This window comes from Bradyrhizobium sp. SZCCHNS3002 (genome assembly GCF_032377435.1).
Classification (GTDB): Bacteria; Pseudomonadota; Alphaproteobacteria; order Rhizobiales; family Xanthobacteraceae; genus Bradyrhizobium.
Genome location: NZ_JAUHHY010000015.1, coordinates 119,564 through 132,284 on the forward strand (window position 1 = coordinate 119,564; position 12,721 = coordinate 132,284).

Genomic DNA, 12,721 nt, shown 5'->3' on the forward strand with positions numbered 1-12,721 from the left:
CGTTTCCCCAAGATCTGTGTTTATTCCCGAGTATTGTCACGGGACAAAGCGACAGTTCAAGCCGTCATGAATTGATCCAGATCAGGCGCAACCTGGAGTCCGGTCACTTTCCCGGGCGGATCAATGCCCTGCGTCGCGCAGCATGTCCAAACGTCGCTGCAGGGCTAGACGAAGGTCGTAGCCGGGCTTGCCGAACCGGGCATTCCGTTCGGCGATGAAGTCACGCTGTGCGCTGCGCAGTTCGGCCGCAAGGCGACCACGGGACGATTTGAGCCGGCGAGCGTAGCTCTCGGCGATGCCGAGGTCCAGCACCGACAGCTGCGGGTCGGCACAGATGACCTTCTCGACCTCGCGCACGGCGGTGGTGCATTCGAACGACGGCCCGCTGCGCTCCGAAGGCGCATTCAACGGGCGCGGCGGCTCGGCGCCGAACGTCTTGATCTCGGCCAGCATGACGCGCCGGCCGGCGATGGCATTGTCGTTGCCGGGATCCAGCCGCAGCGCCGCCTCGTAATCCGCCAGCGCCTTGGCGCGTTCGCCCATCTTCTTGTACAGCACCGCACGGTTGTTGTAGGCGAGCGCGAAAGTCGGATCGATCCGCAGCGCAGCGTCGTAGTCGCCGAGGGCCGCGCCGAGCTCGTTCTTGAACTGATGGGAATCGCCGCGATTGGTGAGGAAATTCGCCCGCTGCTCCATCCGGATCGCCTGGTCATAATCGGCGATCGCCTTGTCGTACTCCTTCATGGCGGCGTAGGTGAGGCCGCGATTGTCGTAATATTCCGACACCTTCGGATCGCGCCGGATCGCCTCGTCGTCATCGGCCAGCGCCTTGTCCATCTGGCCGAGCTTCTTGTAGGCGGCGGCACGGTTGGTGAAAGTGCGGGGACGTTCGGGGTCGAGCCGGATCGCCTCGTCATAGTCGCGCACCGCCTTCTCATTGTCGCCGCGCAGGTAGAAGGCGACGCCGCGGTCGGCATAGGCCTGCGCGAAGTCGCGCTTCAGGCGGATCGCCTGGTCATAGTCGGCCAGAGCGCGATCAAGACGGCGCTGCTCGGTATAGACAACGCCACGCAACTCATAGGCCTCGGCGTCATTCGGATCGAGCGAGATCGCCATGCTCAGATCGGCCGCCGCCTTGCCGGCATCGCCACCGGCCTCGCGCATCAGGTCGCCACGCAGCCGGTAGGCGCGCGCATTCTTGCCGTCGAGCGCGATGGCACGGTCGAGGTCCTTCAGGGCCTGGGTCATGCCGCCCGAGGTGCGGGCGCGGGCGTCGGCGCGGGCGACCAGGGCGATGGATTGATCCTTGGGCGAACTCGATGCCTGCTCGATTGCGGTCGAGCAGGCGGCAATGAGTTCGGACGGTGGCGCCTTGCCGCCCAAAGCGCATTCGGGGTCCGCAGCGAATGCAGGCTGGGCCCCGAGGCCAAGGACGAGGCCGGCCGCAAGACGCAGCGCGAGGTAGGATGAGCGGGATGAAATCGAATGGATGAAAGCGTGCATCGGCGTGGGCTCGGAATTTCGACTGTTGCGGGTTGAGACGCTGATCTCCCCCGTTGTCGTCTCCGGCCGGAACCCGGTTCAAGCGGCCACGCCGATGATCAATAGCCGTCGACGCCGTTCAGCCGCCGCAGGCGGTCCTGCATCGCCTTCTTGAGATCGTAGCCGGGTCTGCCAAAGCCGGCGTTGCGCCGCGCGATGAACGCGTCCTGCTCGCGCTGCAGGGCGCGTGCCGCGGCGGGGCCGGCCGCCTCGCGAACGACGCGGGCCTGCGCGCCGTCGATCTCGCGATCGAGATTGGCGAGCTCCGGATCGGCGCAGATCGCCTTTTCCACGGCGCGCCGCGCCGCGGCGCAATTGAAGCTCGGCCGGCCCGCGACGGCCATCTGCGCGCCCATGCGCTCGAGCTCCACTGCGAGCGCGTGATAGTTGCTGCGGGCGCTGGCGTGATCCGGATTGAGCCGCAGCGCCGCGGCGAAATCGGCCAGCGCCTTCGGACGGTCGCCCTTCTTGCGATGCAGTTCGCCGCGTGCATTGAAGATGCTGGCGAGCGTCGGGTTGAGCTGCAAGGTGACGCCGTAATCGGCGATGGCGCGATCGATCTCACCCCTGGTGATGAAGATCGAGGCGCGCGCGATCAGTGCGTTGATGCGATCGGCCCTCGCGGCCTTGGGATTGTCGATCACGGCGCCGCATTCGGTGAGCACCTTGTCGCCATCGCGCGCCTCCGAGGCCGCCATGCAGGCACCGGCATCCACCGCCGGCTCCTTGCCAGGCTCGGCCGCGCCGACCGCATGGGCCTGGGTCGAAGCCAGCCATCCGAGCGTGACCAGCGCGGCAAGGCGCAGCAGCCCATCCCGGCGACCGGCTGCAACCCATGAGGAGGCGGATGAGGTCAAGGCAGATGGCTCTCTCAGGTGGTGGGCGATCCGGCACGGCGCGCGGGGCGTAACCGCCTCTGCGGCGACTTCAACTATACAGCGGCAGCAGCGGTGCGACAGTCCTTTCCTGCAGAAGGCAACCCTTGCGAATGGGGCTCGCGAGCTGATCGCGGCCCCCGGCTGAAATGCGCGTGATCGTGCCGCGCATTCCCTTCAAGATGTTGTGGATGCGCGCCCCGGCGACGTCCTCGATCGTCATTTGAACCTGTTGCGGTTCCCGCAGACACAACCGCATGACTATTCTGACCGACAATTCGCGCGCACGCGGCGTCGTTGCGTCCCCTGCGCGCTATTTCTATTTCAACATGGCTCTGGCCTGCATGGCCATTGCGATCATCGGCTTCGCGCCGACCTACTGGCTGCCACTGGCCCGCGGCTCATTCTCCGGCGCGCCCGTGATTCATTTCCATGGCTTCCTGTTCTTCACCTGGACCTTGTATTTCGCGCTGCAGAGCTGGCTTGCCGCATCCGGACGCACGGCGTGGCACCGCTCGCTCGGCATCTTCGGCGTATCGCTCGCCACGGCGATGACGATCTTTGGCTTCCTCGTTGCTATCGAGGCGATGAAGCGTTCCGCGGCGATGGGGCAGGCCAACGAGGGCATCGCCTTTGCCATCGTGCCGCTCAGCGGCATCGCCTTCTTTGCCGTGGTCTTTACGCTCGCGGTAGTCCATCTGCGCCGGCCGGAAACCCACAAGCGGCTGATGCTGCTCGCCGGCATCTCGCTGCTGGACGCCGCCGTGGCGCGCTGGTTCCTGACATTCCTGGCGCCCCCCGGTCCGCTCGGCCCGCCGCCGGTGTTCGTGACGATCCCGCCGGCCTTCGTCGCCTACCTGCTGCTCGTCGTCGCGATCATCCACGACCGCCGCACGTTCGGACGCGTCCACCCGGTCTACATCTATGGCGGACTCGCGCTGATCGCCGTGAAGCTGCTGAACTGGCCGATCAGCGTGACGTCGGCGTGGCACGCGATCGGCGGCAGCATGCTGGCAATGGCGCAATAATCGCGCAGTGTATCGCACCTCGTCATTGCGAGGAGCCGCAGGCGACGAAGCAATCCAGAGTCCTTGCTCGGCCCTGGATTGCTTCGCTTCGCTCGCAATGACGCAGAGAGAGTTAGCTCCTGCAGGTCAGCCCGCCATCGACCACAAGCATGGTGCCGGTGACATAGCGCGACTCGTCGGAGGCGAGGAACAAGGCGGCATTGGCGACGTCGAAGGCGTCGCCCATATGTCCCATCGGCACCTGCGCATCCCGCTTCTTCCACATCTCCTCGACATCGCCCTTGGCGTAGCTCGCGGCCAGCCCCGCGGAGTGCTCGACCATCGGCGTCTTCATCAGCCCGGGCAGGATCGCATTGACGCGGACGTGCTTCGGCGCGAACTCGACCGCGGTCGTGCGTGTCATCTGGTTCATCGCCGCCTTGCTGGCGCCATAGCTGACATAGGAAATGCCGACCTGGCGGATCGAGGCCACTGAGGAGATGTTGATGATGGAGCCGCCGCCCTGCCCGATCATCACTGGAATGACGTGCTTCATGGCGAGATAGGCGCTCTTCAGGTTGACCGCGAACACGCGGTCCCATTCCGCTTCATCGACATCGACCACGCTGCCCATCTCGGCAATGCCGACATTGTTGTCGAGCACGTCGATGCGGCCATAGGCGGCAACGCAAGCCTTCACCATCGCCTCGACCTCGACGGCCTTCGAGACATCGGCGGTGAACGCCTCGGCCTGCCCGCCTTCGCCTGAAATGATCGAGGCCGTCTCCGCGGCGGCGTCCTTGTTGCGGTCGACGCAGAACACCTTGGCGCCCTGCCGCGCAAAGGTCACGGCCGTGGCCTTGCCGTTGCCCCAGCCCGGCCCGATCGAGCCCGCACCGACCACCAGCGCCACCTTGCCCCTGAGACGATCCATCGCGTTCTCCCGTCGTTTGTTCGTTATTCGGTACAGGCGCTCATCGTGATCGTCGCGGCGCCGATGTCATGGCCGAAGATGTCCGACAGCGTCCGGCATTGCCCGTCCGCGCAGATGCGCCACTCGCCGGCCGCGCCGGAATTGGCGAGCACGATCCGCGACAGCGGACCCCGCTGGGCCTGCCATTGGAACCAGCCATCGACCAGCCGTGCCTCCGGCGGCGGCTCCATGCCGGCGCCGGAGCCCTTGACGCGGGCCTGCACCAGTTCGAGACCGTCAGGCGTGACGCGCCAGTCCTCCTGCCACGCGGTCTTCTCGACCGAGTGGGTCCAGGCCAAGGTGAAGCCGGCGAGGGCCAGCGCCTTCACCACACCCGATGACGCGAGGCAGAGGCTCAAGCGGAGGCCGCCACGGCAGCCGGCGGCCGCTGCCGCCACTGCCACGCCACGATCACCACCGCCAGTGCAAATCCCAGCATGTCGCTGTAGGGAAATTCGCCAAGCAGGCAGACCGACGCGACAAACGCCAGCAGGCGCTCGACCAGGGTCATGCGCACGTACAGGAAGCCGATCGCCACCATGCCGAACAAGCCGATCGAGATCAGCGCCTTGACGGAAGCATACGTCACCGCGCCGATGAAGCCGAGTTGCGCCTCCATCGGGTCACCTGGCTGCAGCATCAGCGCGGGCGAGTAGACGAACAGAAACGGAATGACATAGCCGGCGAGCGCGATCCGCATCGCCTCCCACCCGATCTTGTCGGGATTCTCCTTGGCGATCGGGGCGGCGGCCAGCGCGGCCAGCGCGACCGGTGGTGAAAGATCGGCCATGATGCCGTAGTAGAATGCGAACATGTGGCTCGCGATCAGCGGCACGCCCAGCTTGGCGAGCGCGGGGGCTGCGAGCGCCGCGGTGATGATGTAGGTCGGGATGGTCGGAATGCCGGTGCCGAGCAGGATCGACAGCAGCATGGTCATGATCAGCGCCGCGAACAGGCTGGTCTTGCCGAGGCCGATCACCCAGCTGCCGAAGATCGAGCCGACGCCGGTCTGGGTCATCATGCCGATGATGACGCCGACGATGGCGCAGGCCATGCCGACGGTCAGCGCCGACTTCGCACTTTCCGCCAGAGAATCGCGGCAGGCGTGCAAGGTGCCCATGCCGCCGCGCACGAAGCCGGTGATGACGATGAGCGCGACGACGACGGAGGCGACGGGAATGATCTGCAGGCCATTGCGCGACAGCGCGCCGACGACGAGCGCGAGCCCGATCCAGAATACGTAGCGCAGCACCTGGTTGGAGAAGCCCATGGTGATCGAGGTGCCCAGGATCAGCGCCACCGTCAGCGCAAGTCCCATCGAGCCCGCATACAGCGGCGTGAAGCCCTCGAACAGCATGTAGACCAGCGCGGCGAGCGGCAGCACGAGATACCAGCGCGCCACCAGCGCCTTCCAGGCGCTCGGGATCTCCGACGTCTTCATGCCGGTCAGGCCGTGCTTGCCGGCCTCCAGGTGCACCATCCAGAACGCCGAGGCGAAATACAGGATCGCCGGGATCACGGCGGCCTTGACCACCACCGAGTAATCGACGCCCAGCGTCTCGGCCATGATGAAGGCGACCGCGCCCATCACGGGCGGCATGATCTGGCCGCCCATCGACGCGGTGGCTTCGACGCCGGCCGCAAAGGCGCGGCGGTAGCCGAACCGGATCATCAGCGGAATCGTGAACTGGCCGACGGTGACGACATTGGCGACGCCCGAGCCCGAGATCGTGCCCATCATGCCCGAGGCGAATACCGCGACCTTGGCCGGACCGCCGCGGGTGCGACCGAACAGGCCGAGCGAGACGTCGGTGAACAGCTGGATCATGCCGGCATGCTCGAGGAACGAGCCGAACAGGATGAACAGGAAGATGTAGGTCGCCGAGACGTAGATCGGCACGCCGTAGAAGCCCTCGGTGCCAAACGACAAATGCGTCACGATCTGATCGAAATCATAGCCGCGATGGTTGAGCGGCGCCGGCAGATACTGGCCGAAGAACCAGTACAACAGGCAGGCGCCGCACATCAGCGGCAGCGCGAGTCCCATCAGCCGGCGCGTGCCCTCGAAGATCAGGACCGCCAGCAGGGTTCCGACCACGAGATCGACGCGGGTCGGATCGCCGTCACGCGCGATCAGGTCGGCGTAGAAGATCCACTGATAGAGGCCGCAGAGGAAGCCGATGGCGCCGATGGTCCAGCCGGCGATGCGCCCCGCATCGGTCCTGGCGGTGAAGTTGCCGATCAGGCCGAAGGTGAGCAGCAGCAGGAAGCCGACATGGACGCCGCGCACGACCTGGCTCGGCAGATAGTTGAAGGCGGCGACATAAAGCTGGAACAGGGCGAACGCGAGACCGATGCCGTAGGCCAGATAGCCCCAGCGGCCGGGACCGAAGCCCTCCGGAAAGCCGTGCTCGAAATTGTCGAACTCGACCTTGACCGGCGTTTCCATGTTCACGGCTTCGATCGTCATGATCCCCCCAACGCGCCCATCAGGCGCTGCTGACCATGGCCGCAATCACCTGAACGACAAGACTGCGCGGAAGGTTTCCCGCGCAGCCGGTTGCGAATGACCCGGCCTGCAAGGCACGCCGGGCGAGCAGCGTCCTTATTTCAGGATGCCCTTTTCCTTGTAGTAGCGGATCGCGCCCGGGTGCAGCGGCACCGGGCTGTCCTGCGCCGCCGTCTCCAGCTTGATCTCCTTGCCGGCGGCGTGCGCATTGGCGAGCTCCGGCAGCGACTCGAAGATCAGCTTGGTCATCTGATAGGCGAGATCGTCTGATACCGCCGAGCTGGTGACGAGATAGTTGATCACGGCCGCGGTCGGCACGTCCTTGTCCTGGCCGGTATAGGTGTTGGCCGGGATGGTCGCCGCGACGAACGGGGGCCCGATCTTGTCGACGACCTCCTTCGGCACCGACACCACGGTGATCGGCGACGAGGTCGACAGATCCTTCAACGATGCGACGCCGAGGCCAGCCGACTGCAAGGTGGCGCCGAGCTGCCGGTTCTTCATCAGGTCGACGGATTCAGCGAAGGGCAGATACTCCACCTTGCCGAGATCCTTGTAGCTCATGCCGGCAGCGGCGAGGATCGCGCGCGAGTTGAGCTCGGTGCCGGACTTCGGCGCGCCGACCGACAGGCTCTTGCCCTTGAGGTCCGCCAGCGTCTTGATGCCGGATTCGGCCGTCGCGACGATCTGGATGTAGTTCGGATAGATCGCGCCGATGGTGCGCAGCTTGTCCAGCTTGGTCTTGAAACCGGCCTCCTCCTCGCCGTTCCAGGCGGCCTTCAGGGAGTCGCCGAGCGCGAAGGCGAGCTCGCCGCGTCCCTGCTGCAGCAGGATCAGGTTCTCGACCGAGGCCTTGGTCGCCTGCACCTGGGTTTTCACATTGGGGATCTTGTCGCCGTAGATCTTCCCGATGGCGACGCCGAGCGGATAGTAGACGCCCGACGTGCCGCCGGTGAGCACGTTGATGAAGCTCTGTGCCTGCGCCGCCGGCGCCGCGAGCATGCAGGCGGCCGCCAGAATGAAACCGGTTGCAGTGCCAGAGATTTTCGAGAAACGCATGGATCCTCCCATTGATTTTGCCGCAAATTGGACGGCTGCGGGCGCGGGGTCAACCCATCCGAAAGACTGGCGCACCAGCCTCTCCCGCTCCCACGGCGCGAGGCCGGGACCGATGCGCCCCCGCGTTCAATCTTACATTGACAGTAACACCAGCTTGAACCGCAGGTGCAGCCCAGAGCGGCGGGCTGCCTCCCTCGCAAGGCCGCCGCTCATTGGAACGTCATGTCGACGCACTTGGAGATGTCCGAGCCGAGCCCGGACGAGATCGTCATGCAGCCGCGCACCTTCTGCTGGGTCGTATCCGCCACCCAGATCGAATAGCCGCCATTGCCGAAGAAGGAGTTCGTGTTCGCCGGCTCGGTCTCGGTGGCGTCGAACTCGTATTTGGAGTCGGTGTCGAACACGCGCGGCTTCCTGGTGCAGCCGCCGTCGGTCTGGACGTTGATGACCTCCTTGTTGTCCCGGGTCAGCGACAGTGAGACCTGGCAGCGGAAATATTCCGAGGTCTTCACGTTGAAGAGGTAGGCGTAGGACTTGCAAACGGCCGTATTGAGCTTGCCGGCGGAGAGACCGCGGCTGCAGGCGATGCGCTGGTTGTTGGACAGCTTGAAGTCGTCGGCCCGGGCGGATGCCAACGTCACCAGCGACAACGCCGCAACCCAACCGATCTTCGTGACGAGGCTCATCCGAATCATCCCCAAAGTGTTTTCTTGGCCTATGTTTCTAAACCACGCTGCAGGATAATCGCGAGATCGGCGAATGGAAAATCCGCCAACGATCACCGCGCTGCGACGGGGCCACGATGATGCCAACGCGTTCGCGATTTGTTCGAGACGACATCGATTGGAGGAGGACATGAAGAGCCCGTTTCTGAAAGCCCTGATCGCCCTGGGGGCGCTCGGCGCACTGACCAGCGTGAGCTGCGCCGCACCGCCGGAGCCGTGGGAGCTGAAGCCCGACATGGGTTACGCCTATGGCAAGGACGGCAAGACGCTCGCCTACAAGATGGGCACCAAGAACGCCGACATGCTGCTCAAGGGTGCCAAGAAGGTGCCGAAGGGCACGCTGTTCTTCGTCGGCCAGAACGGTCAGCTCTACATGCGGACCGCCCCCTATCTCGACGGCGACGGCAGCTTCTCGTTCGGCGCGGATGAGTAGAGGCGAGCGCGCGCAGCCTCAGAACGCGGCCGCCAGCTCCTTGGCGCCGGGCAGGCTGCTGAGCGAGTCCATCCTGGAATCCGTCACCGCAAGCAGCTTCGCCACGGTGTTGTGGCGAACGGCGACCGGATTGCGCTCATAGCCGCCGCGCTGGAAGAAGTTGGCGGTCGGAACCTGATCGCGCATCTCGAGCGGCATCGTCACCATGTCGAAGCCCGTGCCGTCGCCGGTGAGATTCATCATTTCGAGCTCGGCGGCCGAAAGCGGCCTCGTGTAGCCCTTGGCGCGTGCGAACAGCACCGACGTCAGGAGCTTGTGCGTCTGCAGCATCGGCCCGACGTCGATGTCGAGCACCATCGCGTGCATGGCCCAGCCCTGCGGCGTGTTGCCGATCTTCTCATGCGCCGACCAGTCGTCCGGTACGGAGCGCGCGATTGCGACCATCTTCTTCAGGACCGCGAGCTTGTGCTCCATCGCGCCGCGTGCCGGCCCGGACGTCCGCGCCACGCGTTCACCGAGCAGGCGGATGAACAGCGGACCCTGCTCGGCCAGCAGCTCGACGCTGTTGGTGGTCAAGAGCTGATTGTAGCCGATCGCCGTCGAGATCGCGCGGTTGCCCTTGAAGCCCGATTGCGAATCGTGCTTGCCGTTGCCGCCGGTCTCGAAGGCATAGACGCGCACCGCCTGCTCGCGAGTCAGTCCCGACGCCGCGGCGAAGCGCGCATAGGCGCGCTTGAAATCGATGTCGCTGGCGGGGCGCTGCGGCGACCATTGGAAATGCTCCTGTGCCGCCTTCACGAGGTCGGCGACCACCGGGATGTATTTGCGCTCGCGCGGCTCGCCCTCAGGTTCCGGCTCGGGATTCACCGGCCGCTTCGGCCCGGTGTAGACCGGCGGCTGCTCCAGCACATAGTCGTCGAGCCCGATCGGCTGACGATCGCGGCGCTTGGCATTGCGCGCACGGCGCTTGTCGGCGATCGCCTTCCAATAGGCGCCCGCCTCCTGGTCGAACTCCGCGCGCGCCTGCTGATATTCGGCGAGTTTGCGCCGATACTCCGCAATCGCGGCGGGCGATGCCATCTGCGCCAAAGCTTCGCGCGGGGCGACCGGTGCGTCGGGTTCCGCGGCCAGCAGAGGCGGCGCGCCGGATACGGCGCAGGCGACAATCAGGACAAGCGTGCGAATCGGCTGATGAAGCATGCCGCCCTTGTAGCCGAAACGGCGGCTACTTCCAGGCAAACACCGGCTGTTCCAGCTCATGCACCCGGGTGTCGCGGCCGGACAGCACCTCGCGGAACTGATAGATCAGCGCCGCGGTGGGTGCGTGAATGAGGCCCTCGCGGGCGTGAAAACGGATGACCCGCCGCGTGCTCTCGGGGATCGCGGTGAAATCGAACGCGTCATCCGCCGTGATCGCGTCGAGGCCGATCCGGTGCACCGAGGCGACCTCGTCTGGATTGGGCCGCAGCGTGCGGCCATTGGCCGCCCATACGATGACAGGGGTAATCAGATAGCCGGACCGTGTCGGATAGTCGTCGAGCAGGCCCAGCACCGCGTCCGGCGCCAGCATCAGCCCGAGCTCTTCTGCGAGCTCACGCAACGCCGCCTCGACCGGCGTTTCGCCGGCATCGCAGCGGCCACCCGGCAGCGCCCATTGCCCGCCATGGCTGCGCAGCCCCGCAGCGCGCAGGGTGAGCAGCAGCGCCGTGCTGCCGGTCTCGTGGTGGGGCGCCAGCGCGATCACCACCGCCGCGCGCTTCAGCGAGGTCGCCGCAGCCGCCTCCAGCCGCACGAAACCCGCGCAGCAGCTCTCGATTTTCCGCCTGGTGGCATCGTCGAACGGCATCGGCATGCAGCTTGACTACACCAGGCCGGCGACAGATGAAACGACCTGCAGGCCGGCTTCGGGGCCACAACAGGAAAGGTCTTCAGCGATGACGAAATCAGCCGCGGCCAGGATGACGTCCGACGGCTGGGAGATCGTCGACACCTCGGGCTTCCTGCACCTGATCGGCCCGCTGTGGCAGCGCGTCGTCGACGGCGCCCATGAATACGCCATCGTCACCGAGGACAAGCATCACAACCGCCGCGGCCTGGTCCAGGGCGGCGTGATCATGACGCTGGCGGACCGCAGTTGCGGCATGATGGCCCGCCATGCCGCGGGCAAGGAGCACATGGCGACGATCCAGTTCGACACGCATTTCGTCGAGTCCGGCAAGATCGGCGAGACCCTGGTGTCGCGGCCGCATGTGGTGCGGATCACCCGCAGCCTGGTGTTCATCACCACCGAGGTGACGGCCGGGCATCGCGTGATCGCGATGGCGTCGGGCGTGTTCAAGATCTTGAAGAGCGAATAGGAGTCACTCGCTCCGCCGTCATTGCGAGGAGCGCAGCGACGACGCGTCCGCCGAAGCCGATCGGGCGAAGGCGGAAGCAATCCAGAGTCCCGCCCCGGCTCTGGATTGCTTCGCGGAGCCTGTCATCGGGCCGCGCATCCGCGCGGACCCGGTGGCTCGCAATGACGCGCAGAGAGAGCTATCGTATCCACTCCGTCCGCGGGCGGTGATGGTTTGGAAATGAGGCAAGAATGCAATATCGCCAGCTCGGCCGTTCCGGCCTGAAAGTGTCGCCGATCTGCCTGGGCACGATGATGTTCGGCGGCCCCACCGACGAGCCGGCATCCGCCCGCATCATCGCCAAAGCGCGCGACGCCGGCGTCAACTTCATCGACACTGCGGACGCCTACAACAAGGGCGTCTCGGAGGAGGTGGTCGGCCGCGCCATCGCGCGCGAGCGCGACCGCTGGGTCGTGGCCACCAAGCTCGCCAATCCGATGGGCGACGATCCCAACCGCGCCGGCCTGTCGCGACGCTGGGTGATGCAGGCCGCGGACGAAAGTCTGCGGCGGCTCGGCACCGGCCACATCGACATCTACTATTTGCACAAGGAAGACCATGCGACTCCGCTGGAGGAGACCGTGCGCGCCGTTGGCGACCTCATGCGCGCCGGCAAGATCCGGTATTTCGGCGTCTCCAACTACCGCGCCTGGCGGCTCGCCGAGATCTGCAATCTCTGCGACGGCATGGGCATCGACCGTCCTGTCGTCAGCCAGCCCTACTACAACGCGATGAACCGGATGCCCGAGGTCGAGCACTTGCCGGCCTGCGGCTATTACGGCCTCGGCGTCGTGCCTTACAGCCCGCTGGCGCGCGGCGTGCTCACCGGCAAGTACAGCCCCGATGCGCCGCCGGACAAGGAGACCCGCGCCGGCCGCAACGACACCAGGATGATGCAGACCGAGTGGCGGCCCGAATCGCTGAAGCTGGCGCAGGAGATCAAGCGCCACGCCGAGACGAAGGGCTTCACGCCGGGGCAGTTCGCCGTGTCCTGGGTGCTCAACTCCGCCTTCATCAGCTCGGTGATCGCGGGTCCGCGCACCGAGGCGCAATGGGACGACTACATCCGCGCGCTCGACTATCCCTTCGCCGCCGACGACGAGGCGCTGATCGACCGGCTGGTCGTGACCGGTCACGCTTCGACGCCCGGCTACAACGATCCGGCCTATCCGATCGAGGGCCGCAGGCCGCGGGTGGGCTGA

The 12,721-nt window shown here is 65.9% G+C and carries 14 protein-coding genes; 4 read left to right on the forward strand and 10 right to left on the reverse strand.

All coding sequences use genetic code 11. From position 1 onward, the window contains the following. Positions 1-120 precede the first annotated feature (120 nt). From QW845_RS27355 to QW845_RS27365, 3 genes are all read right to left on the reverse strand, one after another. The gene (locus QW845_RS27355; protein WP_315804625.1) at positions 121-1,503 is read right to left on the reverse strand and encodes a tetratricopeptide repeat protein; all 1,383 of its coding nucleotides are present in this window, start codon (positions 1,501-1,503) and stop codon (positions 121-123) included. 98 nt (positions 1,504-1,601) lie between these two features. Next, the gene (locus QW845_RS27360; protein ID WP_315804685.1) at positions 1,602-2,351 is read right to left on the reverse strand and encodes a tetratricopeptide repeat protein; all 750 of its coding nucleotides are present in this window, start codon (positions 2,349-2,351) and stop codon (positions 1,602-1,604) included. A 118-nt stretch (positions 2,352-2,469) separates the two neighbouring features. Next, positions 2,470-2,640, reverse strand: coding sequence for a hypothetical protein (locus tag QW845_RS27365; protein ID WP_315804626.1), 171 nt, complete (start codon positions 2,638-2,640; stop codon positions 2,470-2,472). Positions 2,641-2,674: 34 nt separating this feature from the next. Here QW845_RS27365 and QW845_RS27370 point away from each other — a divergent pair, with 34 nt between their 5' ends. After that, on the forward strand, positions 2,675-3,445 hold the full coding sequence (locus QW845_RS27370; RefSeq protein ID WP_315804627.1) for a hypothetical protein: 771 nt from the start codon (positions 2,675-2,677) through the stop codon (positions 3,443-3,445). A 112-nt stretch (positions 3,446-3,557) separates the two neighbouring features. On the opposite strand, the gene QW845_RS27375 is transcribed toward QW845_RS27370, so the two are convergent. The 5 genes from QW845_RS27375 to QW845_RS27395 form a co-directional block, all read right to left on the reverse strand. Further along, the gene (locus tag QW845_RS27375) at positions 3,558-4,358 is read right to left on the reverse strand and encodes an SDR family oxidoreductase (RefSeq protein ID WP_315804628.1); all 801 of its coding nucleotides are present in this window, start codon (positions 4,356-4,358) and stop codon (positions 3,558-3,560) included. A gap of 23 nt (positions 4,359-4,381) precedes the next feature. Next, positions 4,382-4,756, reverse strand: a complete 375-nt coding sequence (locus tag QW845_RS27380; protein ID WP_315804629.1) for a DUF1850 domain-containing protein — start codon at positions 4,754-4,756, stop codon at positions 4,382-4,384. Beyond that, positions 4,753-6,846, reverse strand: a complete 2,094-nt coding sequence (locus QW845_RS27385) for a TRAP transporter permease (RefSeq protein ID WP_315804686.1) — start codon at positions 6,844-6,846, stop codon at positions 4,753-4,755. The genes QW845_RS27380 and QW845_RS27385 overlap by 4 nt, the downstream gene beginning before the upstream one ends. A gap of 156 nt (positions 6,847-7,002) precedes the next feature. Next, the gene (locus QW845_RS27390; protein ID WP_315804630.1) at positions 7,003-7,965 is read right to left on the reverse strand and encodes a TAXI family TRAP transporter solute-binding subunit; all 963 of its coding nucleotides are present in this window, start codon (positions 7,963-7,965) and stop codon (positions 7,003-7,005) included. Between the two features lie 209 nt (positions 7,966-8,174). Beyond that, entirely contained in the window at positions 8,175-8,651 is a 477-nt protein-coding gene (locus QW845_RS27395; RefSeq protein WP_315804631.1) for a hypothetical protein, read from the reverse strand. A 169-nt stretch (positions 8,652-8,820) separates the two neighbouring features. On the opposite strand from QW845_RS27395, the gene QW845_RS27400 reads away from it, so the two are divergent. Next, complete coding sequence (locus tag QW845_RS27400) at positions 8,821-9,123, forward strand: hypothetical protein (RefSeq protein WP_315804632.1); 303 nt, start codon at positions 8,821-8,823, stop codon at positions 9,121-9,123. Positions 9,124-9,141: 18 nt separating this feature from the next. On the opposite strand, the gene QW845_RS27405 is transcribed toward QW845_RS27400, so the two are convergent. Both QW845_RS27405 and QW845_RS27410 read right to left on the reverse strand, forming a co-directional pair. Further along, the gene (locus tag QW845_RS27405) at positions 9,142-10,323 is read right to left on the reverse strand and encodes a hypothetical protein (RefSeq protein WP_315804633.1); all 1,182 of its coding nucleotides are present in this window, start codon (positions 10,321-10,323) and stop codon (positions 9,142-9,144) included. 25 nt (positions 10,324-10,348) lie between these two features. Further along, positions 10,349-10,975, reverse strand: a complete 627-nt coding sequence (locus QW845_RS27410; RefSeq protein ID WP_315804634.1) for a CoA pyrophosphatase — start codon at positions 10,973-10,975, stop codon at positions 10,349-10,351. A gap of 82 nt (positions 10,976-11,057) precedes the next feature. Here QW845_RS27410 and QW845_RS27415 point away from each other — a divergent pair, with 82 nt between their 5' ends. Further along, entirely contained in the window at positions 11,058-11,480 is a 423-nt protein-coding gene (locus tag QW845_RS27415) for a PaaI family thioesterase (RefSeq protein ID WP_315804635.1), read from the forward strand. 230 nt (positions 11,481-11,710) lie between these two features. Then, on the forward strand, positions 11,711-12,721 hold the full coding sequence (locus QW845_RS27420; protein WP_315804636.1) for an aldo/keto reductase: 1,011 nt from the start codon (positions 11,711-11,713) through the stop codon (positions 12,719-12,721).